Raw genomic sequence first — 25,376 nt, 5'->3', positions numbered from 1 at the left:
CACGACGCGTGAGGGCCGGGTCACCCGCACGGTGACCCGGCCCTCACGCGTCCCGGGCCTCTCAGGAGACCATGCCCGTGATCGCCTCCGCGGCCGCGACCCCGCACACCCGTGCCGCGCCGTGCGTGGCGATGTGCAGCGCGCCCCGGGGCGGCGCCACGGGCAGACCCATCTCGACCACGACCGTGTCGGGACGCGCGGCCACCAGGGCGTCCAGCGCCTCGCTCATCCACGCGTGCCGGTGGACGTCGCGGACGACGGCGACGATCCGCCGCTCCCCCGCAGCCCTCAGCACCTCGCCGGCCGGTGACGCGGTCCCGCTGCCGTAGGTGCCCGTCTCGGTGCCCGGCAGCGTCCGGGCCAGCTCTGCCGCTACGCCCCACGGCGTCTCGTCGCCGACCGCGATGTTGGCGACCGGGGTGAACGCGGCGACGTACGCGGGCTCCCGCAGCGGCTCGGCGGTGCCCGTGACCGTCACGGCCCGTCGGGCCGCGACCAGCCCGACGCCGGCTCCGGCGCCGGGCGCGGTCCCCTCCTGCATGTCCGCGCCCGGCTCCGAGGCAGCCCCCCTGACCCTCTGCGTCCAGGACGCGAGGGCCCGCACACGTGCGGCGGCGTCGGCCAGCCGCTCCTCGGGCAGTTCACCGCCGCGCACCGCCGCCACCAGCGCGTCGCGCAACCGCAGCACGGTGTCCTCGTCGGCCAGGCCGCCGCCGACGCAGATGGCGTCGGCACCCGCGGCGATGGCGAGGACCGATCCGCGCTCGATGCCGTACGTACCGGCGATGGCGTCCATCTCCATGCCGTCGGTGACGATCAACCCGTCGTAGCCGAGTTCCCCGCGCAGCAGACCGGTGAGGATCTGCGGGCTCAGGGTCGCCGGCCGCGTCGGGTCGAGTGCGGGAAGCAGGATATGGGCGCTCATCACTGATTTGGAACCCGCCGCGATGGCCGCGCGGAAAGGCACCAGCTCACGCTTGTGCAGGGTGTCCAGGTCCACGTCGATGCGGGGCAGCGAGTGGTGGGAGTCCACCGCCGTGTCGCCGTGCCCGGGGAAGTGCTTGGTGCAGGCGGCGACACCGGCGGCCTGGAGGCCCTCGACGTAGGCGGCGGTGTGCCGGGCGACGAGCCCGGTCTCGGCGCCGAACGAGCGTACGCCGATGACCGGGTTGTCCGGGTTGGAGTTGACGTCCGCGGACGGGGCCCAGTTGAGGTTGACCCCGCACTCTGCGAGCCGGCGGCCGAGCTCCTGGGCGACGGCCCTGGTGAGGTCCACGTCGTCGACGGCACCCAGAGCGAAGTTGCCCGGGAAGGACGAGCCGTTGCGGACCTCGAGCCTGGTGACGTCGCCGCCCTCCTCGTCGATCGCGACGAGTACGTCGTCCCGTTCGGCCCGCAGCCGGGCGGTGAGTTCGGCGAGCTGCTCGGGCGACCGGATGTTGCGGCCGAACAGTCCGACGGAGGCCAGGCCTTCGCCGACCCTGCGCAGGAGCCAGTCCGGGGCGCTCGTGCCGGTGAAGCCCGGCTGGAGGACGGCGAGCGCGTCGCGGGTGACGGTGTCCGTGGTGGAGACGAAGGTGGTCATGGGGCTGCGTTATCCCTTCACGGCGCCGGAGGTGAGCCCCGTGGCCATCTTCCCCTGAATGATCATGAAGAAGATGACGACCGGGATGGAGATGAGCGTGGAGGCGGCCATCAGCGCGCCGTAGTCCGTACCGCGTTCCGTCGTGAAGGTCATCAGCCACACGTTGAGCGTGTACTTGGAGTTGTCGTTGATCAGGATGTACGCGAAGAGGTACTCGTTCCACGCGTTGACCAGGGCGAAGATGGACGCGGCCGCGAGACCCGGGGCGAGCAGCGGGAAGATGACCCGGCGGAAGGCCCCCATGCGCGTGCAGCCGTCCACCATCGCGGACTCCTCCAGCTCCACGGGGATGTTGATCACGAACCCGCGGATCATGATGGTCGCGAACGGCAGCGTGGAGACCAGGTAGACGACGATGAGACCCCAGTACTCGTCGACGCCGCCCAGGGCGTTCAGCTGGAGGTAGATCGGGATCAGCATCGCGGTAGGCGGCAGCATCTGGACCAGGATCATGATCATCATCAGCGCCTTCCGCCCGAAGAAGCGGAAGCGCCCGATGGCGAGCGCGGCGAGCGTCGCGATGATCATGCCGCCGACCACCGCGGTGACCGACACGATGAGGCTCGACTGGATCGCCGTGGCGAAGTTGTCCTGCTTCACCGCGCGCGCGAAGTTGTCGAAGGTGAAGGAGGACGGCCACAGGGTCTGGTCGTAGGACCGGATCTCGTGGTTGGGACGCAGCGAGCTGACGATCAGCCAGTAGACCGGGAAGGCCATGAGCCCGGCCGTGACCAGCGCCAGGATGTTGTAGCCGAGACGGTTCCTCTTGCGGTCGGGCCTCAGGACCTGGGCCGGCGCGTTCGTGGGTGTGGAGGCGCTCATTCGACCTCTCCCGTCTTGATCAGCTGGCGCAGGTAGTACACGGCGACGGCGGAGAGCATCAGGACGGTGATCAGTGCGATCGCGCTGCCCTGGCTGAAGGAGGTGGACTCGAACGCCTTGGAGAAGGAGTAGAGACCGAGGGTCTCGTAGTCGGGTTCGGGCTTGTTGCCGCGCAGCAGCCAGATCTGGCCGAACACGTTGAAGTCCCAGATGACCGATAGCGTGGCGACCATGGTGAAGACCGGCTTGATGACCGGCCAGGTCACGAAGCGGAAGACGCCGAACGCGGTGGCACCGTCGAGGGATGCCGCCTCCTCCAGTTCCTTGGGGACCTGGGTGAGGGCCGCGTACATCGTGATCACGACGAACGGGATGGCTCCCCAGACGACCAGGAGCGTGATGATGCCGAAGCCCTGCAGGGGGTCGAGGAACCAGTTGTGGCCGAGCCACTTGTCCTCGTTGCCCGTGATGTCGGCGAGCACGGTGTTGATCAGGCCGTAGTCGGAGTCGGAGAGCCAGCGGAAGACCGAGGCGGCGACCATCAGCGGCATGGACCAGGCCGCGATCAGAGCCACCGTGAGGACGAGCCTCACCCAGGTGGAGACCCTCAGCATCATCAGGGCGATCAGCAGGCCGATGCCCATGGTCAGCACGACACAGATGGCCATGAAGACGACGGTCCTGCCGACGACCGACCAGAACTCGGAGTCACCGAGGATGTTGGTGAACTGCTCGAAGCCGACCCACGGAGTCTCGCCGTTGCCCCAGAGTGCCGCCCGCCCCAGGTCCTGGAAGGACATGATCACGGTCTTGATCAGCGGGTAGACGTAGACGGCGGCGATGGCCAGGATCGCCGGCAGGATCAGGAAGTAGGGGAGGAGTTCACCCTTCTTCCGCCGCCTCTTCGGGCTCGGCCCGGCGGCTTCCTGCTCGGACGGCGAGGGCCCGGTCTTCTCCGGGACACGCGGTACGGGGACCGGTGGACCGGCGGCCTTGGTGTCGGCAGCAGTCACGTGACTGACCTTCCATCGGGATCCCTGGGATCTGCACCCGGGGATCACGGCGTTTCTACCTGAGAAAAGGGAGGCGGGGGCCCGGTGTTCGCCGGGCCCCCGCCTGGAGAGCCGAAGGCCCGGGGACTACTTGTTGATGAGCTCGTTGATCTTGTCGTCGGCCTTCTTGGCGGAGTCGGCGACCGAGGCGCCCTTGAGGATCTCCAGGAGCATGTTCTCCAGGACCTCCTCCTTCTCGATCGAGGTCCAGCCCGGCGCGATCGGCGTGAACCAGGCGTCCGGCACGGCGTTGGCGACGGCGGCCGTCTCAGGCTTCGACTTCAGCGGCTCGAGCTGCTTCTCGTTGTTCGGGAGGATGTTCTTGGAGGTGAGCACCTCCTGCGACTTCTCGCTGGTGAACATCGAGATCCACTCCTCGCCCAGGTCGGTGACCTTGGACTTGGCGGTCACCGCGAGGTCCGAACCGCCGATGAAGGACGGGAGGGCCTTGCCGTCGGGGCCGGGCATACCGGCCGTGCCGATCTTGCCCTCGAGCTTCGGGTTGCCGTTGTTGGCGCCGTCGACGACGGAGCCGGCCTCCCAGCCGTTGCCGTAGATCAGGGCCGCCTTCTCGTTGGCCATCACGTTGGCGTGGTCCTGCTCGTCCTTGGTCTGGTCGGCCTTGTTGTACTTCTTGACCAGGTCGACGAAGTGCTCGATGCCCTTCTGGGACTCGGGGGCGGAGAGGTTGCCCTTCCACTCCTTCGCGCCCTCGTCGTACTCGGCGATGGAGCCGCCGTAGGCCGCGACGTAGGACATGGCCGCGTACCAGTAGCGGCCCGGCAGGTAGAGGGACGAGAAGCGCTTGTCCTTCTTGCCGTACTCGGCCGACACCTTGTCGAGCGCGGCGAGCATCTCGTCCTCGGTCTGCGGAAGGGCGTCGCTGCCGGTGCCCTTCTTCAGCATGTCCTTGTTGTAGACCGCGACACGGGCACCCGCGTAGTAGGGCACACAGAACTGCTTGCCCTCGAAGGCGCAGGTGTCCTTCAGACCCTTGATCCAGGTGTCCGAGTTGTCGTACTTCTTGGGGTCGATCTCGGCCAGGGCACCGTTGAGGATGTACTGCATCGTCTCGGTGTTGCCGAGCTCCACGACGTCCGGGAACTTGTCGCCGCCGAGGGACGTGTCGAGCTTCTTGGCCTTGTCCGCCCACTGCTGGTACTGGACGTTCACCTTGACCTTGGGGTACTTCTTCTTGAACTGCGCGTTGACGTCCTTGACCAGTTCCGGCCAGGTGCTCTGCGCGTCGACCATGAGCCAGACCGTCAGACTTTCGGTACGGTCCTTCGGGTCCTTCGAGGCGTTGTCGTTACTGTCCCCACCACACGCCGCGATTCCGGTCATCATCGCTGCGACGCCTACTGCCGCAATGAGCTTGCGCTTCATGCCACACCCTCCTCAGGGATACCAGCAACCCCCCGCCCACCGCGAAGACGTACGCCTGGCGCTACCTGTGGGTCTGGGACCTGGTCTTTAATGGTTTAGACCAGTACCGGGAGCTTGGCCTAGACCTTTAGGGGTGTCAAGGGTGTATAAGAAGTGCACTCGCGTCCGTTATCGGACCGACACCTGAGGGAGGGCGACGACCCGTGACGAGGCCGTGCCACCATGTGAGCCGCGACAGACGGAGGAGCCGGTGACGGCAGCAACGCAGCAGTCGGGAAGGCGGGCCATGGGTGCCGACGGGGGCAGCAGCACGAGCGAGACCGGTGCGGGTGCGCGTACCGCGCGCGTCCCCAAGTACTACCGGCTCAAGCGCCATCTCCTGGACATGACGGACACCATGCCTCCGGGCACCCCGGTGCCGCCCGAGCGGACCCTGGCGGCGGAGTTCGACACCTCACGCACCACCGTGCGCCAGGCCCTCCAGGAGCTCGTGGTCGAAGGCCGGCTGGAACGCATCCAGGGCAAGGGCACGTTCGTCGCCAAGCCGAAGGTCTCCCAGGCGCTGCAACTCACCTCGTACACCGAGGACATGCGCGCCCAGGGTCTGGAACCCACGTCCCAGCTCCTGGACATCGGCTACGTCACGGCGGACGACACGCTCGCCGGACTGCTCGACATCACGACGGGAGGGCGGGTCCTGCGGATCGAACGGCTCAGGCTCGCCAGCGGCGAACCGATGGCCATCGAGACCACGCACCTCTCGGCCAAGCGCTTCCCCGCGCTGCGCCGTTCACTGGTGAAGTACACCTCGCTCTACACCGCGCTGGCCGAGGTGTACGACGTCCGGCTCGCCGAGGCCGAGGAGACCATCGAGACCTCGCTCGCCACCCCGCGCGAGGCGGGTCTGCTCGGCACGGACGTCGGCCTTCCGATGCTCATGCTGTCCCGCCACTCGATCGACGGGGACGGCGAGCCGGTGGAGTGGGTGCGCTCGGTGTACCGGGGCGACCGGTACAAGTTCGTGGCCCGTCTGAAGCGCCCCACGGACTGAGGCCGGTCCGGTCCACGGAACGTCCGATCCCCCTGCACACGCGGGGGGATCAGTCATTCCGGGCGACACCGGACCGTTGCAGGACCGCAATGCGGACAGGGGTGACGGTGGCCTGAACTCTCGCTTAGATTTCCTGCGCATTACACAGGTGATCAGCGAGGGGACGGAGTCGCCACATGCAAGAAGAAACCGGTGCGAAACCACCGACGGTAACACCCGCCAGGGTGGTCATCGCACTATGTCTGATCGCCCCGTTCGTGGCGCTGCTCTGGGTCAGTTCGTACGCGAAGGTCGAACCGACCTTCATCGGCATCCCGTTCTTCTACTGGTACCAGATGCTCTGGGTGCTCATCTCGACCGCTCTGACCATGATCGCGTACGTGTTGTGGCAGCGTGACCAGCGCGCCCGCAAGGGGGGTACGTCAGCATGAAGGACGGCGTGAACGGCGTCGCACTCGCCGTATTCATCTTCTTCTTCCTGGCCGTCACGGTCATCGGATTCATGGCCTCGCGCTGGCGGAAGGCCGAGAACGAGGCCAGCCTCGACGAATGGGGCCTGGGCGGACGGTCGTTCGGCACCTGGGTCACCTGGTTCCTGCTGGGCGGCGACCTCTACACGGCGTACACCTTCGTCGCGGTGCCCGCGGCGATCTACGCGGCGGGCGCGGCCGGCTTCTTCGCCGTCCCGTACACGATCCTTGTCTATCCGCTGATCTTCACCTTCCTGCCGCGTCTGTGGTCCGTGTCGCACAAGCACGGCTACGTCACCACCTCGGACTTCGTCCGGGGCCGCTTCGGCTCGAAGGGGCTCTCGCTGGCGGTCGCCCTCACCGGCATCCTCGCGACGATGCCGTACATCGCGCTCCAGCTGGTCGGCATCCAGGCCGTGCTGGACGTCATGGGCGTCGGAGGCGGCGAGACCACGCACTGGTTCATCAAGGACCTGCCGCTGCTGATCGCCTTCGCGGTCCTCGCCGCGTACACCTACTCCTCGGGACTGCGCGCGCCCGCGCTCATCGCGTTCGTCAAGGACGGCCTGATCTATCTGGTCATCGCCGTGGCGATCATCTACATCCCGATCAAGCTCGGTGGCTTCGGCGAGATCTTCTCCAAGGCCGGCGAGGCGTACGCGCAGACCAACGAGGCGACGGGCCAGCCGCGCGGCGCGCTGGTGCCCGGCGACATGGGCCAGTGGGGCTACGCCACGCTGGCTCTGGGCTCGGCCCTGGCCCTCTTCATGTACCCGCACTCCATCACGGCGACGCTCTCCAGCCGCAGCCGTGAGGTGATCCGGCGCAACACCACGATCCTGCCGCTGTACTCGCTGATGCTGGGTCTGCTGGCCCTGCTCGGATTCATGGCGATCGCCGCCGGGATCAAGGTGGACAACGGCCAGCTCGCGATCCCCCAGCTGTTCGAGACCATGTTCCCCGACTGGTTCGCGGGCGTGGCCTTCGCCGCGATCGGGATCGGCGCCCTGGTGCCGGCCGCGATCATGTCGATCGCCGCGGCGAACCTCTTCACCCGCAACATCTACAAGGACTTCATCAAGCCCGACGCGACCCCGGCCCAGGAGACCAAGGTCTCCAAGCTGGTCTCGCTGCTGGTCAAGGTCGGCGCGCTCGCCTTCGTCCTCACCATGGACAAGACGGTCGCGATCAACTTCCAGCTGCTGGGCGGTATCTGGATCCTGCAGACGATGCCGGCCCTGGTGGGCGGCCTGTTCACCCGTTGGTTCCACCGCTGGGCCCTGCTCGCGGGCTGGGCGGTCGGCATGCTCTACGGCACGGCGGCCGCGTACGGCGTCGCCAGCCCGACCCAGAAGCACTTCGGCGGTTCCTCGAAGGAGATCCCGGGCATCGGCGAGATCGGCTACATCGGCCTCACCGCGATCGTGCTGAACATCGTCGTCGTGGTCGTACTGACCTTCGTCCTCAACGCGCTGAAGGCCCCGGCGGGTGTGGACGAGACCTCGCCGTCCGACTACACCGCGGACGTGGGCGACCCGGGCGTCAAGGCCGAGCTCCCGCCGGCCACTGCGGGCGCGCCGGGCGGTCACTGACCCCCTCGGCAGTCGTCCGGCATGACATCCGTCCGTCCCGGCAGGGTCCACCTGCCGGGACGGCGTCGTACCGGGTACGGCCCGCGAGACCGCGGTCGGCCGTAAACGGGGGGCGTCACGCTCCCCCTCTGCGGCAGACTGCGGCCCATGGACGTATCGATCAGGCCGGCCCGGCGGGCTCAGTTCGAGGAACTCGGCGAGATCACCGCTCAGGCGTATCTCGGAGACGGTCTGCTGGACTTCGGCGCCGGCGACCCCTACCTGGAGCAGCTCCGCGCCGTCGAGCGGCGTGCGGCCGATGCCGAGGTGCTGGTCGCGCTGGACGACGACGGCCGGCTGCTGGGTGGTGTCACCTACGTCGAGCCGGGCAGCCCGTGGGCGGACATCGCAGGTGAGGACGAGGCGGAGTTCAGGATGCTGGCCGTCTCGCCGGAGGCCCGTGGCCGGGGCGTGGGTGAGGCGCTCGTACGGGCCTGCATCGACCGGGCACGGGCTCGCGGAGGGCTGTCCGGAATCGTGCTGTCGACGCAGTCGTCCATGGCGGCCGCCCATGGGATCTACCGGCGGCTGGGCTTCGCACGGTCCCCGGAGCGGGACTGGAGTCCGCTGCCCGGCTTCGTACTCCTGACATTCCGCCTGGAGCTCTGACCCGCCACGACACTACATGTGGGGGCTGCCTCAATCAGCAGCCCCCACATGTATGCTCGACCTCGCTGTCGCCGCAGGGGAATCCGGTGCGAATCCGGAACTGTCCCGCAACGGTGTGACCGGTGTGTTTCTGTGCACCGCGATAGTCCGAAGACCTGTCGACAGCGCGTCCGGCTCGACCGAACCGGACGCAGAGACGTCCGGGCCCCGCGGAGGGCCGGTGGACGCCGTGCGCCGCGCCGCCCCTCCCCGGGTGCCCTCCGTGCCCGGCTGCCCCGCTCCCGCAGGCCCCGAGCCGAGCGAGGGATAGCCCCAGTGACCATCGCGCCAGCCGACCCGGTTTCAGCCACGGAACTCGAAGGCCGCACGCCCGACGCGCCCGGGACCGCACTGCTGCGGACCCTGACCGGCCTCACGGCCGATCTGCCCGACACCGACCCCGGGCGGGTCGCCGCCGCCGCGCTGCGCGGCCGCAACGCCCGGTCGGACGAGGCGGAGCTGCGGTCGCTGGCCACCGAGGCCGCCGCCGGGCTGATCTCCGAGGACCCGGCCTACTCCCGGCTCGCCGCGCGGCTGCTCACCCGGGCCGTAGCGGACGAGGCCGCCGGCCAGGGCGCTGTCTCCTTCTCGTCGTCGGTCGCCGTCGGGCATCGCGAGGGTCTGGTCGCGGACCGCACGGCCGAGTTCGTCACGCTCCACGCCGCCGCTCTCGACGCCCTGGTGGACCGGGCGCTCGCCGACGGCGCCGACGACCGCTTCGGCTACTTCGGACTGCGCACGCTGCACAGCCGGTACCTGCTGCGCCACCCGCTCACCCGCCACGTGATCGAGACCCCGCAGCACTTCATGCTGCGCGTCGCCGCCGGCCTCGCCGAGGACACCTCCGAGCGGGCCCTGGAGGAAGTGGCCGCGCTGTACGGCCTGATGAACCGGCTGGACTACCTGCCCTCCTCCCCCACCCTCTTCAACTCCGGCACCCGCCACCCGCAGATGTCCTCGTGCTATCTGCTGGACTCGCCGCTGGACGAGCTCGACTCGATCTACGACCGCTACCACCAGGTGGCGCGTCTCTCCAAGCACGCGGGCGGCATCGGTCTCTCGTACTCCCGTGTCCGAGCCCGGGGTTCACTCATCCGGGGCACCAACGGGCACTCCAACGGCATCGTGCCGTTCCTCAAGACGCTCGACGCCTCGGTCGCCGCGGTCAACCAGGGAGGCCGGCGCAAGGGCGCCGCCGCCGTCTACCTGGAGACCTGGCACGCGGACATCGAGGAATTCCTCGAGCTGCGCGACAACACCGGCGAGGACCAGCGGCGTACGCACAACCTCAACCTGGCGCACTGGATCCCGGACGAGTTCATGCGCCGTGTCGACGCGGACACGGACTGGTCGCTGTTCTCCCCCGCCGACACCCCCGAGTTGGTGGACCTGTGGGGCGACGAGTTCGACGCGGCGTACCGCGCGGCCGAGGCGAAGGGGCTGGCCCGCAGGACGATGCCGGCCCGTGAGCTGTACGGCCGCATGATGCGCACCCTCGCGCAGACCGGCCAGGGCTGGATGACGTTCAAGGACGCCTCCAACCGCACGGCGAACCAGACCGCCGAGCCGGGCCGGGTCGTGCACTCCTCGAATCTCTGCACCGAGATCCTCGAAGTCACCGACGACGGCGAGACGGCCGTCTGCAACCTCGGTTCGGTCAACCTCGGCGCGTTCGTCGCCGACGGCACCATCGACTGGGAACGGCTGGACGCCACCGTCCGCACCGCCGTGACCTTCCTGGACCGGGTCGTGGACATCAACTTCTACCCGACCGAGCAGGCCGGCCGCTCCAACGCCCGCTGGCGGCCGGTGGGCCTGGGCGCGATGGGACTCCAGGACGTCTTCTTCCAGCTGCGGCTGCCCTTCGACTCCCCCGAGGCCCGCGCCCTCTCCACGAAGATCTCCGAGCGCATCATGCTGGCCGCCTACGAGGCGTCCTGCGACCTCGCCGAGAGGTCCGGCCCGCTCCCCGCCTGGTCCGAGACCCGCGTCGCCCGGGGTGTGCTGCACCCGGACCACTACGACACCGAGCCGCACTGGCCACAGCGCTGGGAGGCGCTGCGCGCCCGGGTGGCGAAGAGCGGGATGCGCAACTCCCTGCTGCTCGCCATCGCGCCGACGGCGACGATCGCGTCGATCGCCGGGGTGTACGAGTGCATCGAGCCGCAGGTCTCCAACCTCTTCAAGCGCGAGACGCTCAGCGGTGAGTTCCTCCAGGTCAACGCCTACCTGGTGGACGAGCTGAAGAAGCTCGGCGTCTGGGACGCGCGGACCCGTGAGGCGCTGCGCGAGGCGAGCGGCTCCGTGCAGGGTTTCGCCTGGATCCCCGAGGACGTACGGGCGCTGTACCGCACGGCGTGGGAGATCCCGCAGCGCGGCCTGATCGACATGGCGGCGGCCCGTACGCCGTTCCTCGACCAGAGCCAGTCGCTGAACCTGTTCCTGGAGACGCCGACGATCGGCAAGCTCTCCTCGATGTACGCGTACGCCTGGAAGAAGGGGCTGAAGACGACGTACTACCTCCGCTCGCGCCCGGCGACCCGGATCGCCCGCGCGGCCTCCGGCGCGGCGTCGGCCGCCGCCCCCGTTCCCGTACAGCAGGCGTCGGCTCCCGACGCGGAGGCCCTCGCCTGTTCCCTCGAAAACCCCGAGTCCTGCGAGGCCTGCCAGTAATGAGCTCGACCGACGTCAAGAACCTGCTCGACCCGGGCTTCGAACTGACCCTGCGTCCCATGCGGTACCCGGACTTCTACGAGCGCTACCGGGACGCGATCAAGAACACCTGGACGGTGGAGGAGGTCGACCTCCACTCCGACGTGTCCGACCTCGCCAAGCTCTCGCCCGGTGAGCAGCACATGATCGGCCGGCTGGTCGCGTTCTTCGCGACGGGTGACTCGATCGTCTCCAACAACCTGGTGCTGACGCTCTACAAGCACATCAACTCGCCCGAGGCGCGCCTCTACCTGTCGCGTCAGCTGTTCGAGGAGGCCGTGCACGTCCAGTTCTATCTGACGCTGCTCGACACCTACCTGCCGGACCCGGAGGACCGTGCCGCGGCCTTCGACGCGGTCGAGGAGATCCCGTCGATCCGTGAGAAGGCGCAGTTCTGCTTCCGGTGGATGGACTCGGTCGAGAAGATCGACCGGCTGGAGACGAAGGCCGACCGCCGGCGCTTCCTGCTCAACCTGATCTGCTTCGCCGCGTGCATCGAGGGACTCTTCTTCTACGGCGCCTTCGCGTACGTCTACTGGTTCCGCTCGCGCGGGTTGCTGCACGGTCTCGCGACGGGCACCAACTGGGTGTTCCGTGACGAGACGATGCACATGAACTTCGCCTTCGAGGTCGTGGACACCGTCCGCAAGGAGGAGCCCGAGCTCTTCGACGACGAGCTCCAGCAGCAGGTCACCGACATGCTGCGGGAGGCCGTCGAGGCGGAGCTGCAGTTCGGCCGGGATCTGTGCGGCGAGGGCCTGCCGGGGATGAACACCGAGTCCATGCGCCAGTACCTGGAGTGCGTCGCCGACCAGCGGCTCACCCGGCTCGGCTTCCCCGCGCTCTACGGTTCCGAGAACCCGTTCTCGTTCATGGAGCTCCAGGGGGTGCAGGAGCTGACGAACTTCTTCGAGCGCCGTCCCTCCGCCTACCAGGTGGCGGTGGAGGGGTCCGTCGGTTTCGACGACGACTTCTAGATCCGTGCCCAGGACCTGATGTACGGGCGCCGTGTCGCCGTGACCGGCTGCGCGGCGCCCGCCGTCCGCGGGGGCGTCTCCCCCCTGCCCCGTCGCGCGTCCCGCAGCTCGCGGTCGATGCGGCGCTCCCGGGCGAGGCCGACGAGTGCGGGCAGCAGGACGAGGGCGAAAAGGGCGGCTATGGCCAGGTAGCTCAGGAATGTGTTCATGGCTCTACTGTCGTCCGTGCGCCAGGATTTCGTCAGTGGCAGGACTGTCACACACCATCGAATTGCTGCCACACTGACGTCATGCTGAAGAATATCGCCGCCCTGCTGCTCGACGAGATCCATCCCTTCGAACTCGGCGTCATATGCGAGGTGTTCGGGCTCGACCGGTCCGAGGACGGGTTGCCTGTCCACGACTTCGCGGTCGTGTCGGCCGAAGGGCCGGTGCTCCAGACGCACGCCGGTTTCTCCATCAGCACCCCCTACGGGCTGGAGCGCCTGGAGGAGGCCGATCTCATCGCCGTACCCGGCGGGAGCCACTTCATCGACCGGGAGTACCCCGAGGAGGTCCTCGACGCCCTGCGCCGGGCCGTGGACCGCGGCGCGCGGGTGCTGAGCGTCTGCGCCGGCGCCTTCGTGCTCGGCGCCGCCGGGCTGCTGGACGGCCGCCGCTGCACCACTCACTGGCGGCACTCCGACGAGCTGGCCCGCCGCTTCCCCGAGGCCCACGTGGAACCGGACGTGCTCTACGTGGACGAGGGGCCGGTCATCACCTCCGCGGGTACGGCCGCGGGCATCGACGCCGCCCTGCACCTGGTCCGCCAGGCTCACGGGCCCGCCGTCGCGAACGCCCTCGCACGCCGCATGGTGGTCCCCCCGCACCGGGACGGCGGGCAGGCGCAGTACATCAAGCGCCCGCTGCCCCGCACCCGGTGCGACACGGTCGGCGAGACCCTCGCCTGGATGGAACGCCATCTCGACGAGGAGATGACCGTGGAGCAACTGGCCACCCAGACCCACATGTCGCCCCGGACCTTCGCCCGCCGTTTCCAGCAGGAGACCGGCACCACCCCGTACCGCTGGCTGCTCCGGCAGAGGGTGCTGCTGGCGCAGCACCTGCTGGAGACCTCGGACGAGACCGTGGACACGATCGCCGGACAGACCGGGTTCGGGAACGCGGCGGCACTGCGCCATCAGTTCGTACGTTCGCTGGGCACGACACCGAACGCGTACCGCCGCACCTTCCGGGGGCCGGCCGACATGACCGAGGCGGCCTGATCTGACGGCCCCCGGAGCGCCGTCAGATCCCGCAGCCGGAGGCCGACCAGAAGTGGTTCGGCCCCTGGTTGACGTGGATGTGGTCACTGTGGCCGGCGTAACCCGGGCCGAGGATGCCGTTGAAGCCGTGGTTGCGCGCCTGCTTGGCGATCGTGCACAACGAGTGCGGTCCGGCGCCGAGGTCGACGGCGTCGCCGTACAGATGGCGGCTGTTCGTCGCTCCGCCGACCGCCGAGTTGCAGGAGGTGGACCGGAAGCCGCTGGTGACCCGGATGGACTGGTCACCCAGCGCGTGCCTCAGGGCCTCCAGCTTCCACATGCTGCTCAGCGCGTTGGCCTTGGCCGTGCCCGCGGCGACCGCTCCGCCCGCCCAGGTGCTGTTGCACTTGTTGAGCTCGGGATAGGTGAAGTGGATCGGTGTGCAGTCGTCGTCCTGGAGCGCGTACAGCTTGGCCTGGGTGGCCGGGCCGGCGACGCCGTCCGCGGCGAGTCCGTAGGCGGACTGGAAGCGCTTGACCGCGGCCGTGGTGGCGGGGCCGTAGGAGCCGTCGACGGCCAGCACCGAATTGTATCCCGGGTAGCCGGCCACCCGGATCTGGAGCTGCGTGACGTCGTTGCCCGTGGCTCCGGGCGACAGGGTGCGGGTCCAGGTGTAGCAGCCGTCGGCCTGGGCGGTACCGGCGGTGACCACGGCACCGCCGATGGCGAAGGCCATGGTCATGACAAGGCCGAGCAACAGATGTGCGGTACGTCTGAGCATGGGATCTCCCTGCACGGTGAGGCGTAGAGGTGAGGCGTGGGGACGAGCCTGTCGGACGGGTCGACGCGCGTCAACTGCGCGGCGTGGAAAGCCGGTTGGTCAGGCCCCGCCGATCGTCCGCGGCGCCGGGGCACAGGAGAGGGGCCCCGCCGGCGGCGGGGCCCCTCTCCGTGCGTACCTACGTCAGTCGTTCGGGACGGTCTCGTAGCGGGGCGTGCCCTCCGCCATCTGCCTCAGCGCGTCCTTGCGGTCCCGCTTCGAGAGCCGGTCGATGTACAGGTAGCCGTACAGGTGGTCCGTCTCGTGCTGGAGGCAGCGCGCGAAGTAGCCGCTGCCTCGCACCTTCACCGCGTTGCCTCGGGCGTCCTGGCCGCGTACGACCGCGTAGTCGGGGCGTGCGAGCGAGGCGTACGCCGTGGGCACGGAGAGGCAGCCCTCGTTGGAGTCGTCGAGGTTGCGACGCTCCGGCGCGAGATCCTCCAGCACCGGGTTGCAGATCGCACCGACGTGCCGCACCCCGTCGTCGTCCGGGCAGTCGTAGACGAAGACCTTGCGGTCCACACCGATCTGGTTGGCGGCCAGGCCCACACCCTGCGCCGTCCGCTGGCTGGCGAACATGTCGTCGATCAGCTGCGCGAGCTCGTCGTCGAACTCGGTGACGTCCCTGCACTCCTTGTGCAGCACCGGATTGCCGACCACCGTGACCGGGCGGGAGGTGCCGCGCTCCCGGTGCGCGGTTTCGCGCGCCTCGCAGTCCTCGGTGTCCACGAGAAAGCCCTCGTCGTCCACACCGGTCTGCTCGTCCGTCTCCTGCTGCGACATGTCCGCCGTACGCCTTCCTGCAAACCTGAACCCGTGAGTACCCGCACCGGAATCGGTGCCCGTACAGCCTACGGGCACCGCTCAGCAGACTTCTTCCAGATCCCGCCACTCACGGCTGTCCGGGCTGTCCGCCACCCAGCCGTCCAGCAGACCGCGCACCAGCCCGGCAGGAGCCGCTATGCCGCACTCACGCTCCGGTACCCACAGGTCACCGGCGGTGCGGTGCCCGAGGGGTCCGGGATGGCCGGGCTCGCTGTGGTCGTGCGGGTCCAGGTGCTCGCCATCACCCTCGTCGCTCTCCATCCGGCTCTCCGAACAGGCGCGGCACAGCAGCCGCACGGAGGACGACCAGTCCTCGGCGGCGAAGCCTGCGTCGGAGGCCAGCTGCTCCAGCGCGTCCCGGTCCGACTCGGTGGCGGCCTCCAGGAGCACCACCCAGGTGGGGACCGGCGAGGGTGCCCACAGCTCGATCTCGTCGAAGACCGGGTACGACGGCCCCGCCGCCGTGACCCTCTCGCCGTTCGGCACCCCGTCGTGCAGGACGACCTCGCCCCAGCGCCGCCCCGAGGACGGCAGCGGGATCGACAGCACCTCCAGCCGTGCCGGATCGAGCCGACGGCCCCACACGACCTCCGCCTCGCCCTCGGGCGAGAGCCGCACGGCCGCGCTGCCCAGCTCCATACCGGTGGGCTCGCTGTTCGCCGCGGCACCGTGCTGACCGGTGCCCGGCACCCTCAGCCCGTAGGCCTGCCAGGCCCGGCGCGCCAGCGGCCAGTCCTGCAGCGCGGTCGCGGCGATCCCGACGTTCCACCAGTCCGGAGCACCGGACCCACGGTCGAGCAGGGCCACGGCGCGCAGGCCCGCGGCCCTCGCCTGCTCCCAGTCGTGCCGGAACTTGTGCAGCAGCGCGAGATTGAACCAGGACTCGGAGAGCCAGGGCTCCAGGTCCGCAGCGCGCGTCAGCAGGGCCCCCGCGTCCTCGTACCGGCCGTCGCCGATCAGCGTGAACGCGCGGTCCGTGGCCTGCCGCCAAGAGGCGGACGGCCGATGCCGTACCTTCCCGAAGATCCTCACGATTCCCGCCTGTCCCGACTGGACACCCTCGTTTTCCGCTCTCTTCGCATCCAACCATGCCCGGCCGGACGCCCGCTCATTACCCATGGGTTACCCAGCCCCGACCGGGGTGAGACCGCCCCGCGCCAGGACTCTGGCCAGCGCCTCCACCACCTGTGGCTGGTAGTCGCCGCCGGTGCCGAGCCTGAGCTGCTCCAGAGCCCTCAGGGGCCCCTTCACGCCTTCCCCGCACAGGTCGTCGTACGCGTTGACCGTACGGACGATCCTGGCGGCGGTCTGCTGGTCCCGGTACGGATCGGCCTGCTGCTCCACCACCACGGCGACCGCGGGATCCACCCCGGTCTGCCGGACCACCGCCCCGCCGAGCAGGGCGATACGGCGCTGCTCGGCGACCGGCAGGACGGCGGTGGCCCCGTTGGCCACCGGGTCGACGAGCGAGAGCTGGCCGATGTCGTGCATCAGGGCCGCGTACTCCAGCACGGTCAGCTCGGGACCGGCGAGCCCCAGCTCCCGCCCGACGGCCGTGGAGAGCTCCGCCACCCTGCGGGCGTGCCCGTGCGGGGTGTAGCCGGCGATCTCCGTGGAGCGGGCCAGCGACGCGATGGTCTGCCGGTAGGTCGTACGGACGGCGGCGTACCGGCGGAACGACACCTGGGTGAGCAGCAGCGGGACGCACAGGACGGGCAGGGCCCACAGTCCGGCGACGGCGACCCCCAGCGCCATCACGGCACCGGTCGCGCCGACCGCCGAGCCGATGCCGCCGAGCGCGCGGAGCTCGTCGCGGAGCCGCGGCCCGAACGGACGGGAGGTGTCGGCCGTCAGGGCGGCGAGTACGGCGTCGCAGAGAGCTGTGAGCACCAGCAGCAAGAGCAGGAAGAGGGCGAAGTAGGGCCCCTCCCCGAACCAGCGGCCCGGCCTGCCCGCATGATGCAGAGGCTGGAAGCACACGGCGGCGAAGGCCACGGCCAGCACGCGGCGGGCCGCCTGGTCGGGCCCGGGAGCGCTGCCGCGTGCCAGGTGCGGCACGGAGGCGAGCAGCTGGGCCGCGACCACGACGGTGACCACCTGGAGGACTCCGTGCGACGTGTCCTGTCCGGCGCTGCGCCCGAGCAGCGCGTACGCGAGTGCGCCGGCCGCCCCCAGCGGCGCGGGCTCCCGCTCGCCGGGCTGGGCGCCCCAACGGGACAGCTCGCCCACGGTCACCAGCAACCCGAAGGCCAGGGCGTGCCCGGGCTCGACGACGCCGTGCCACAGGGTGTACGCGAGCGCGACGGCAGCGAGGACGAGCGCGGCCCCGCGCACCGCGAGGGCGGCCGGCGGCGTCCGGAGGGCGGTCACCGCGGCTGCCCCGGCCGGCCCGGGGACCCGGTGGCGGGCGGCCGGGACCCCGCCCGCTGCGCCGGCAGGCCCGGTCGCTCCTCGTCCGAGGTGACCGTGTTGGCCGCGGCGGACCAGCCGTGGCGGTCGAGGGCGCGCGCCAGCGCTCGCACCATCCGCGGGTCGAACTGGCTTCCTGCGCAGCGCCGCAGCTCCTCCACGGCGGCGGGAACGGGCCGTCCGCGGCGGTAGGAGCGCGTCGAAGTCATCGCGTCGAAGGCGTCCGCGACGGCGACGACCCGGGCGAACTCGGGGATCCCGTCACCGGCGAGGCCGTACGGATAGCCGCTGCCGTCGAGCCGCTCGTGGTGGTGCAGGATCGCCGCGCGCGCCTCGTCCAGGAAGCCGATACCGCGGACGATCTCGTGGCCGTACTCCGGATGCAGTTCGATGACCCGGCGCTCCTCGGGGGTGAGGGGCCCGTCCTTGCGCAGGATCCGCGTCGGGACGCCCAGCTTGCCGACGTCGTGCAGGATGCCGGCGAAGCGGAGAGCTTCCATCCGGCTCTCCTCCATGCCGAGTTCACGTGCGATCAGCTCGGAGGCACGGCCCACCCGCTCGCTGTGTCCACGGGTGTACCCGTCCTTGATGTCGACGGCCTGGACGAGCGCCCTGATGGTGGCGCGGTGCGCCGCGTTCCGGCGGTGGTACTGGGCGAAGACCCAGCAGGAGATGTACATCGGCAGCAGGACGACCAGCGCGGACAGCGGTCCGTAGGTACTGCGCCACAGGACGGCCATCATCAGTCCCGCGAGCGCGTGCACCAGATGCGGTCCCACGGAGCGGGCCGGCAGCCCGCGCCAGGCGTGCCTGACCGCCACCCGCTCGGCCGTGACGCGGATGCCGCCGTCCAGCGCGGCCAGCACGAGGCTGAAGACGAGCGCGGTGGCGCAGGCCGGGACCAGGGCGTACGGAAGATCGGGAACAGTGCCCCCGGAGGCACCCCCGAGCGTGGCCGGCCCTCCCAGGAGCCCGTAGGTCCATGAGGCCGCACCGACGGTCAGGGCCAGCTGGGCGGCCCGCCAGAGGCGGCGGGCGGTGACGGGCGGCCGGTCCACCCGCCCAGCGAGTGCGCCGGGTACGGCGACGAGGACGGCCGCGGACGGCGGCAGCAGGAAGGCCGCGGTCAGCAGCACGGGGAAGAACGATCCGGCACCGACCGGCACGGCCCTGCCGAAGTACCGGCAGCGGCCGGGGAGTTCACAGGCGGTGGAGAGCGCGGCCAGGAGGCCCAGGGTGCCCCAGGGGGTGCCGGCCCCGGGAGACAGCGCGGGAACGGCGCAGACCGCGGCGCAGACCGCCGTGCACAGGATGTGGACGCGTGCCGCCCCCGGTGTGCCCCTCACCCGTACCGCCCGCCCCCGCCTGGTCGATGGAGGCGCCACGCTAGCGAGCGGGGGAGCGGTCAGGGACCGAACGAGCCGGATTAGCACATTCGGGTGACATCGAGGGGGTCGGGCGCCGGCCGGAGGGAGGTCCGGGCGTCACCCCGCCGCAGCCGGACGAGCGGCGGTCACCCCGCCGCGGCCGGGGCGTCTGCGGTCACTCAGCGGCGGCCGGACGGTCAGCGCCGCCCATGGCCACGTCCTGCTCGGGCACGGCCTGCCCCGAACGGATCAGGTCGATCCGTCCCATCACCTTCGAGCGCAGGTCGGAGGGCACGTCGTCCTGTCCGCAGCAGCGCTTGACCAGCTTCTTCACGGCCTGCTCCAGGCCGTACTTCTCCAGGCACGGGGAGCACTCCTCGAAATGCACCTCGAACTTGGTGCAGTCGCCCTCGGGCATCTCATGGTCGAGGAACTCGTAGAGATGATCGAGAACCTCTGAGCAGTCCGTCTCGTGCGGCTCTCCGCAGCTCATGAGGCCGAGCCTTTCGTTTCGTCCGACTCACCGGCTCCGGCCGGGACGAGCCCGCGCTCACGCGCGTAGTCCTCCAGCATGCCGCGCAGCTGGCGGCGTCCCCGGTGCAGCCGGGACATCACCGTACCGATGGGTGTCCCCATGATGTCCGCGATCTCCTTGTAGGCAAAGCCCTCTACATCGGCGAGATACACGGCGATGCGGAACTCCTCCGGGATCGACTGCAGCGCGGACTTCACGTCGGAGTCCGGCAGGTGGTCGAGTGCCTGGGACTCCGCCGAGCGCAGACCGGTCGACATGTGCGACTCCGCACGCGCCAGCTGCCAGTCCTCGATCTCCTCCGCGGCGCTCCGCTGGGGTTCGCGCTGCTTCTTGCGGTACGAGTTGATGAAGGTATTGGTGAGGATGCGGTACATCCACGCCTTGAGGTTCGTGCCCTCACGGAACTGGTGGAAGGAGCCGTACGCCTTCGCGTAGGTCTCCTGGACCAGGTCCTCGGCGTCCGCCGGGTTGCGTGTCATGCGCAGCGCCGCGGAGTACATCTGGTCGAGATATCCCAGGGCGTCCCGCTCGAAGCGCGCGTTGCGCTCGGCGGTCGTCTCCTGCGCACGGCCGTCGTCGGTCCCTGTGTCGGTCCCAGTGACCGGACCCACCTCCTCCAACGATGTGGCGGAACCGAGACCGGACCCGCTCGCCTCGGAGAATAGTCGACCTTGCTTCTTCGCGGGCTGCCGATCGGCTTCGCCCGGGGCCCGCACCGGAGTGCTCTTGGCCGCGTGAAGCACCGTCCACTCGAGTTCTGCGGCATTCGAGCGGCTCGGGCAGATGGTCGAACCCATGCGACGGACTCCCTCTCCACGTATGACGTAGTTGTACCGACACCAGCCACAACAGCCGCCCCTCACGGCGCATTCCCCCGGCTCGCACGGGTGGCGGGAGTGTGAGGAGCGCTACGCGGTCAGGAGAGCCCGTCCAGCCACACGCCCACCGCGCCCGTGAGGACCTCCATCGCCTGATCCTGGGTCAGCGGTGCCTTCTTCGGCACGGCGAAGCCGTGATCCGCGTACGGCACCTCGGCCAGCTCGTGCTCCCCCGCGGGGAACTCCTCCGGCCGCCCGAACGGGTCGCGCCCGCCCTGCACCACGAGGGCGGGGACACCCGTGCCGAGGAGCTCGTCCGCCCGGGACTTCTCCGGCTTGCCCGGCGGATGCAGCGGGAAGCTCAGGGCGAGCACCGCGCGGGCGCCCAGCTCGGCCGCCGTACGGCAGGCCACCCGGGCCCCCGCACTGCGGCCGCCCGCGACGACGGGAAGCCCGGGGACCGTCAGCGCGGGCCACAGGCCCCGCCAGCCGGTGTCCAGGGTCCGGGGCGCAGGTGCCAGCTTCCTGCCGGCCACCCGCCACGGCTGCTCGACCAGGGCCACGGTCACCCGGCGGCCCGGCAGCACGGCGGCCAGGGCCCGCAGGTCACGTGCCTCGATACCGCCCCCCGCGCCGTGGCTGACGGCGAGCACCAGACGGGCTCCCTTCGCCGGGAGCCAGGTGATCCTGGCCTCGCCGGCGTCCGTGCCGATGCTCTCGGTCGTCTGTGCTGTCCCTGCAGTACGGCTCACAGCGCCCATACTGCCGGTCAGAAGAGCGTGCTCACCTCCGGCGCGGCCAGCTCCTCCAGGAGTTCCGGGCCGTTGTTGCGGACGTTACTGACGGCCGTCGCCACCGGATAGGCCCGCATCAGCCCGCCCGGCGGCGGTTCCAACAGCGCCCTGAGCTCGTCGACACCCGTGCGCGACGGGTCGAGCCAGTCGTCCCAGCGGTCCGGGGTCAGCATCAGCGGCATCCGGGGATGGATGTCGGAGAGCGAGGCGGGCCCTTCCGCGGGGGCCACGGCGAGCGGGGCCGTCTCCGCCTCGGTGGTGATCACCGAGCAGGTCACCCACCAAGCCTGCGGGTGGTCGTCGGGCAGCGTCCGGTCGCGCCAGAACTCGTACAGGCCGGCCATGGCGAAGACCGAGCCGTCCGCGGGCGTCACGAAGTACGGCTGTTTGCGGGGCCGCTTCTTCTTGCCCTTCTCCTCCAGCTGCCGTTCGTCGGCGCCGGTGACCCACTCGTAGTAACCGTCGGCGGGCAGGATGCAGCGCCTCGACACGAAGGGACGGCGGAAGGACGGCTTCTCGTGGACGGTCTCCGCGCGGGCGTTGATCATGCGGGCCCCGCCCTCCGGCGACTTCGACCAGGACGGCACGAGTCCCCATTTCAGGGCGCGCAGCTGGCGAACCGGACGCTGGTCGTCCGCGTCCTTCACAGGACGGTCCAGAACCGCGTAGACGTTCTTGGTCGGCGCGACGTTCCAGTCGGGCTCCAGGGTCTCCGTGGGTTCCCACTTCTCCACGCCGAAGAGTCCGGTCAGGTCCTCCGGCCGCCGACTCGCTGCATACCGTCCGCACATAAGTGCCAGACTGCCACGACCCGCCGGCCGAGTGGGACCCGATCCCCTCAAGCACCTCAAGGAGCCGCCCGCACCATGGACAGCACCGAACTGGGCGATCTGTGGGATCGCGTCTTCGGAACCCAGCCCGCCCCCGAGCAGTGGCTGGTGGTCGTCACGGCCACGGCGGCACTCGTCGCTGTGGTGCCGAACCTCATATGGCGCCTCTCCCGTAACGCGATCACCATCGCGCACGAGGGCGGACACGGACTTGTCGCCCTCCTCACCGGGCGGCAGCTCTCCGGTATCCGTCTGCACTCGGACACCAGCGGCCTGACCGTCAGCCGCGGCAAGCCCACCGGCATCGGCATGATCCTCACCGCGGCGGCCGGATACACGGCACCGCCGCTGCTCGGTCTGGGGGGCGCCTGGCTGCTGACCAACGGCAGGATCACGCTGCTGCTGTGGCTGGCGACCGCGCTCCTGGCGGTGATGCTGGTGATGATCCGCAACCTGTACGGGGCGCTGACGGTCATCCTCACGGGGGCGGCCTTCCTGCTGGTGTCCTGGCTGACCTCGGCCGACGTCCAGTCGGCGTTCGCGTACACCGTGGTCTGGTTCCTGCTGCTCGGGGGCGTGCGCCCGGCGTTCGAGCTCCAGTCCAAGCGCAGGCACGGGGGCGCCCCGGACTCGGACGCCGACCAGCTCGCCCGGCTGACGCACGCGCCTGCCGCGATCTGGCTCTTCCTCTTCCACGCGGTGTCGCTCTGCTCGCTGATCGGCGGCGGACGCTGGCTCCTCGGACTGTGAGAGACGTGCCCCCGGGACGGTGAGGGCGCCTGATCGGCCACGTGCGACCGCCTGCCTCTATCACCCTTGAATTACGCCCCGGTTTCGGCTCTTTTGTTCAGGATCTGGGTTTGCTGTGAGCCACTAAAGTGAGGGGCATGACCGAAAGTTCCGTGCGCCCCGCCCCCTGGCCCGCCCCCCGAGCGACCGGGGCCGTCGACGCGACCGTCACCGTGCCCGGATCCAAGTCGGTCACCAACCGCGCGCTCGTCCTCGCCTCGCTGTCCTCGGAGCCCGGCTGGCTGCGCCGTCCGCTGCGTTCCCGCGACACCCTGCTGATGGCCCAGGCGCTCCGCGCGATGGGCGTCGGCATCGAGGAGGGTGTGGGCCCGGACGGCTCGGGTGAGGCATGGCGGGTCATCCCCGCCGGTCTGCACGGCCCTGCCCGGGTGGACGTGGGCAACGCGGGAACGGTGATGCGCTTCCTGCCCCCCGTGGCCTGCCTCGCGGACGGCCCCGTCCACTTCGACGGCGACCCGCGGTCCTACGAACGCCCGCTGCACGGCGTGATCGGCGCGCTGAAGTCCCTGGGTGCCCGGATCGACGACGACGGCCGCGGGACCCTGCCGCTGACGGTGCACGGCGCGGGCGCGCTGGACGGCGGCCCGGTGTCCATCGACGCGTCCTCGTCCTCCCAGTTCGTCTCCGCCCTGCTGCTCTCCGGGCCCCGGTTCAACCAGGGCGTGGAGGTGCGCCACACCGGCTCGGCCCTGCCCTCCATGCCGCACATCCGGATGACCGTCGACATGCTGCGCTCGGTCGGCGCCCAGGTCGACGAGCCGGAGACGGGCGGCGAGCGAGACGTCTGGCGGGTCTCCCCCTCCGCGCTGCTGGGCCGCGACCTGACCGTCGAGCCCGACCTGTCCAACGCCCAGCCGTTCTTGGCCGCCGCGCTGGTGACGGGCGGCCGGGTCACGGTCCCCGACTGGCCGCTGCGGACCACCCAGCCGGGTGACGCGCTGCGCGAGATCTTCACCGCGATGGGTGGCGCGTGCGAGCTGACCGAACGCGGTCTCACCTTCACGGGCACGGGTTCGGTCCACGGCATCGACGTCGACCTGAGCGAGGTCGGTGAGCTGACGCCGGGCATCGCCGCCCTCGCCGCCCTCGCGGACTCCCCGTCCACCCTGCGCGGCGTCGCCCACCTCCGGCTGCACGAGACGGACAGGCTCGCGGCGCTCACCAAGGAGATCAACGGTCTCGGCGGTGACGTCACGGAGACCGCCGACGGCCTGCGGATCACACCCCGCCCGCTGCACGGCGGCACCTTCCACACGTACGACGACCACCGGATGGCCACCGCGGGCGCGATCATCGGCCTCGCCGTCGCCGGGGTGGAGATCGAGAACGTCGGCACGACGGCCAAGACCCTGCCGGACTTCCCGGACATGTGGACCGGCATGCTCGGGGAACCCTCCGGCGCCGTCGGCGTCTCGCCCGGAGCGCTCGGCGCCTCCGCGGGAAGCCGCGGGGTCTGAGGGCATGCGCCGCTACGGGAAGAACCCCGACGAGGACGACATCCGCGTCCGCCCCAACCCCAAGGGCAACCGGCCCCGCACCCACACCCGCCCCAAGCACGAGGACGCCCAGGACGGCATGGTCCTCACCGTCGACCGTGGCAGGCTGACCTGCCTCGTCGACGACCGTACGGTGACGGCCATGAAGGCCCGCGAGCTGGGCCGCAAGGCCGCCGTGGTGGGCGACCGGGTCTCCCTCGTCGGTGACCTCTCGGGCGACAAGGACACCCTGGCCCGCATCGTGCGGATCGGTGCGCGTACGTCGGTCCTCCGCCGGACCGCGGACGACGACGATCCCTTCGAGCGGGTGGTCGTCGCCAACGCCGACCAACTGGCCATCGTCACCGCGCTCGCCGACCCCGAACCCCGCCCGCGCATGATCGACCGCTGCCTGGTGGCGGCGTACGACGGCGGGCTCACCCCTCTCCTGGTGCTGACCAAGTCGGACCTGGCCTCGGCGGACAAGCTGTTGGAGGCGTACACCCCGCTGGGCGTCCCCTACGTCGTGACGAGCCGTGAGGAGCTGGAGAACGGCGACGCCGCGGACCGGGTGCGGGAGCTGCTCGACGACCGGGTGACCGCGTTCGTCGGGCACTCCGGGGTCGGCAAGACGACGCTGGTCAACGCCTTGGTGCCGAAGGACCGGCGGCGCACGACCGGGGTGGTCAACGCCGTCACGGGGCGCGGCCGGCACACGACCACGTCAGCACTCGCGCTGCCGCTGCCCGACGGCCGGGGCTGGGTCGTCGACACTCCGGGCGTGCGGTCGTTCGGGCTGCACCACGTCGACCCCTCGCGGGTCATCAACGCCTTCCCCGATCTCCATCCGGGCACGGAGAACTGCCCTCGCGGCTGCACGCATGACGGCCAGGAGCCGGAGTGCGCCCTGGACGCGTGGGTCACGGAGGGGCACGCGGATCCGGCGCGGCTCGACTCCCTGCGACGGCTGCTCGCCACCCGGGAACGGCGCGAGGGCGACTGAGGCGCGCCACGGCGACGGACGCCGGACTGTCCGACTCGCGCACGTTTGCGGT

The 25,376-nt window shown here is 70.3% G+C and carries 24 protein-coding genes and 1 riboswitch; of the genes, 10 read left to right on the top strand and 14 right to left on the bottom strand.

Annotated features, from left to right (window positions below):
- Positions 1–61: 61 nt before the first annotated feature.
- From ABZ441_RS00260 to ABZ441_RS00245, 4 genes are all read right to left on the bottom strand, one after another.
- Complete coding sequence (locus tag ABZ441_RS00260; protein WP_358966091.1) at positions 62–1,585, bottom strand: glycoside hydrolase family 3 protein; 1,524 nt, start codon at positions 1,583–1,585, stop codon at positions 62–64.
- Positions 1,586–1,594: 9 nt separating this feature from the next.
- Entirely contained in the window at positions 1,595–2,467 is an 873-nt protein-coding gene (locus ABZ441_RS00255) for a carbohydrate ABC transporter permease (protein ID WP_358966088.1), read from the bottom strand.
- Positions 2,464–3,480, bottom strand: a complete 1,017-nt coding sequence (locus ABZ441_RS00250; RefSeq protein ID WP_358966085.1) for a sugar ABC transporter permease — start codon at positions 3,478–3,480, stop codon at positions 2,464–2,466. The genes ABZ441_RS00255 and ABZ441_RS00250 overlap by 4 nt, the downstream gene beginning before the upstream one ends.
- Positions 3,481–3,606: 126 nt before the next feature.
- Positions 3,607–4,905: a sugar ABC transporter substrate-binding protein gene (locus tag ABZ441_RS00245; protein ID WP_358966083.1), complete on the bottom strand. Its 1,299-nt coding sequence runs from the start codon at positions 4,903–4,905 to the stop codon at positions 3,607–3,609.
- Positions 4,906–5,191: 286 nt separating this feature from the next.
- On the opposite strand from ABZ441_RS00245, the gene ABZ441_RS00240 reads away from it, so the two are divergent.
- The 6 genes from ABZ441_RS00240 to ABZ441_RS00215 all read left to right on the top strand — a co-directional run bounded on the left by ABZ441_RS00240 (position 5,192) and on the right by ABZ441_RS00215 (position 12,394).
- Positions 5,192–5,956 (top strand): GntR family transcriptional regulator, encoded by a 765-nt coding sequence (locus tag ABZ441_RS00240; RefSeq protein ID WP_358966745.1) that lies wholly within the window; start codon positions 5,192–5,194, stop codon positions 5,954–5,956.
- A 176-nt stretch (positions 5,957–6,132) separates the two neighbouring features.
- Positions 6,133–6,387: a DUF3311 domain-containing protein gene (locus ABZ441_RS00235; RefSeq protein WP_358966080.1), complete on the top strand. Its 255-nt coding sequence runs from the start codon at positions 6,133–6,135 to the stop codon at positions 6,385–6,387.
- The gene (gene mctP, locus ABZ441_RS00230; RefSeq protein WP_358966077.1) at positions 6,384–8,018 is read left to right on the top strand and encodes a monocarboxylate uptake permease MctP; all 1,635 of its coding nucleotides are present in this window, start codon (positions 6,384–6,386) and stop codon (positions 8,016–8,018) included. Before ABZ441_RS00235 ends, mctP begins: the two co-directional genes overlap by 4 nt.
- A gap of 147 nt (positions 8,019–8,165) precedes the next feature.
- Positions 8,166–8,666: a GNAT family N-acetyltransferase gene (locus ABZ441_RS00225; protein WP_358966075.1), complete on the top strand. Its 501-nt coding sequence runs from the start codon at positions 8,166–8,168 to the stop codon at positions 8,664–8,666.
- A 40-nt stretch (positions 8,667–8,706) separates the two neighbouring features.
- Positions 8,707–8,844: riboswitch (cobalamin riboswitch) on the top strand.
- A 137-nt stretch (positions 8,845–8,981) separates the two neighbouring features.
- Entirely contained in the window at positions 8,982–11,378 is a 2,397-nt protein-coding gene (locus ABZ441_RS00220; RefSeq protein WP_358966072.1) for a ribonucleoside-diphosphate reductase subunit alpha, read from the top strand.
- Complete coding sequence (locus tag ABZ441_RS00215) at positions 11,378–12,394, top strand: ribonucleotide-diphosphate reductase subunit beta (RefSeq protein ID WP_358966069.1); 1,017 nt, start codon at positions 11,378–11,380, stop codon at positions 12,392–12,394. Before ABZ441_RS00220 ends, ABZ441_RS00215 begins: the two co-directional genes overlap by 1 nt.
- On the opposite strand, the gene ABZ441_RS00210 is transcribed toward ABZ441_RS00215, so the two are convergent.
- The gene (locus ABZ441_RS00210) at positions 12,391–12,603 is read right to left on the bottom strand and encodes a hypothetical protein (RefSeq protein ID WP_358966066.1); all 213 of its coding nucleotides are present in this window, start codon (positions 12,601–12,603) and stop codon (positions 12,391–12,393) included. The two genes, ABZ441_RS00215 and ABZ441_RS00210, sit on opposite strands and share 4 nt — an antisense overlap.
- An 81-nt stretch (positions 12,604–12,684) precedes the next feature.
- Here ABZ441_RS00210 and ABZ441_RS00205 point away from each other — a divergent pair, with 81 nt between their 5' ends.
- Positions 12,685–13,659 (top strand): helix-turn-helix domain-containing protein, encoded by a 975-nt coding sequence (locus ABZ441_RS00205; RefSeq protein WP_358966063.1) that lies wholly within the window; start codon positions 12,685–12,687, stop codon positions 13,657–13,659.
- A gap of 22 nt (positions 13,660–13,681) precedes the next feature.
- On the opposite strand, the gene ABZ441_RS00200 is transcribed toward ABZ441_RS00205, so the two are convergent.
- From ABZ441_RS00200 to ABZ441_RS00160, 9 genes are all read right to left on the bottom strand, one after another.
- Positions 13,682–14,419 carry a D-Ala-D-Ala carboxypeptidase family metallohydrolase gene (locus tag ABZ441_RS00200; RefSeq protein ID WP_358966060.1) on the bottom strand — a complete coding sequence of 246 codons (738 nt, stop codon included), beginning with the start codon at positions 14,417–14,419 and terminating at the stop codon, positions 13,682–13,684.
- 183 nt (positions 14,420–14,602) lie between these two features.
- Positions 14,603–15,241 (bottom strand): peptide deformylase, encoded by a 639-nt coding sequence (def, locus tag ABZ441_RS00195; RefSeq protein WP_358966058.1) that lies wholly within the window; start codon positions 15,239–15,241, stop codon positions 14,603–14,605.
- A gap of 81 nt (positions 15,242–15,322) precedes the next feature.
- The gene (locus ABZ441_RS00190; RefSeq protein WP_358966055.1) at positions 15,323–16,315 is read right to left on the bottom strand and encodes a hypothetical protein; all 993 of its coding nucleotides are present in this window, start codon (positions 16,313–16,315) and stop codon (positions 15,323–15,325) included.
- Between the two features lie 90 nt (positions 16,316–16,405).
- Entirely contained in the window at positions 16,406–17,653 is a 1,248-nt protein-coding gene (locus ABZ441_RS00185) for a metal-dependent phosphohydrolase (RefSeq protein WP_358966053.1), read from the bottom strand.
- Positions 17,650–19,038 (bottom strand): HD domain-containing phosphohydrolase, encoded by a 1,389-nt coding sequence (locus ABZ441_RS00180; protein WP_358966050.1) that lies wholly within the window; start codon positions 19,036–19,038, stop codon positions 17,650–17,652. Before ABZ441_RS00180 ends, ABZ441_RS00185 begins: the two co-directional genes overlap by 4 nt.
- Positions 19,039–19,234: 196 nt before the next feature.
- The gene (rsrA, locus tag ABZ441_RS00175) at positions 19,235–19,552 is read right to left on the bottom strand and encodes a mycothiol system anti-sigma-R factor (RefSeq protein WP_053930450.1); all 318 of its coding nucleotides are present in this window, start codon (positions 19,550–19,552) and stop codon (positions 19,235–19,237) included.
- Entirely contained in the window at positions 19,549–20,205 is a 657-nt protein-coding gene (locus ABZ441_RS00170; protein ID WP_030123667.1) for a sigma-70 family RNA polymerase sigma factor, read from the bottom strand. Before ABZ441_RS00170 ends, rsrA begins: the two co-directional genes overlap by 4 nt.
- Positions 20,206–20,510: 305 nt before the next feature.
- Positions 20,511–21,173 (bottom strand): alpha/beta family hydrolase, encoded by a 663-nt coding sequence (locus ABZ441_RS00165; protein WP_358966046.1) that lies wholly within the window; start codon positions 21,171–21,173, stop codon positions 20,511–20,513.
- A gap of 8 nt (positions 21,174–21,181) precedes the next feature.
- Positions 21,182–21,997: an SOS response-associated peptidase gene (locus tag ABZ441_RS00160; protein ID WP_358966043.1), complete on the bottom strand. Its 816-nt coding sequence runs from the start codon at positions 21,995–21,997 to the stop codon at positions 21,182–21,184.
- Between the two features lie 75 nt (positions 21,998–22,072).
- On the opposite strand from ABZ441_RS00160, the gene ABZ441_RS00155 reads away from it, so the two are divergent.
- The 3 genes from ABZ441_RS00155 (at position 22,073) to rsgA (ending at position 25,324) form a co-directional block, all read left to right on the top strand.
- A complete protein-coding gene (locus tag ABZ441_RS00155; RefSeq protein ID WP_358966040.1) occupies positions 22,073–22,786 on the top strand; it encodes a M50 family metallopeptidase in 714 nt (237 codons plus the stop codon).
- Positions 22,787–22,923: 137 nt separating this feature from the next.
- Positions 22,924–24,303, top strand: a complete 1,380-nt coding sequence (gene aroA / locus ABZ441_RS00150; protein ID WP_358966037.1) for a 3-phosphoshikimate 1-carboxyvinyltransferase — start codon at positions 22,924–22,926, stop codon at positions 24,301–24,303.
- 4 nt (positions 24,304–24,307) lie between these two features.
- Positions 24,308–25,324 (top strand): ribosome small subunit-dependent GTPase A, encoded by a 1,017-nt coding sequence (rsgA, locus tag ABZ441_RS00145; protein WP_358966034.1) that lies wholly within the window; start codon positions 24,308–24,310, stop codon positions 25,322–25,324.
- Positions 25,325–25,376 lie beyond the last annotated feature (52 nt).

The organism is Streptomyces sp. NPDC005752 (genome assembly GCF_040630715.1).
In the GTDB taxonomy this organism is placed as follows: Bacteria; Actinomycetota; Actinomycetes; order Streptomycetales; family Streptomycetaceae; genus Streptomyces.
The sequence above is the reverse complement of the archived record's forward strand: the minus strand, read 5'-3'. Positions and strand labels throughout refer to the sequence as shown.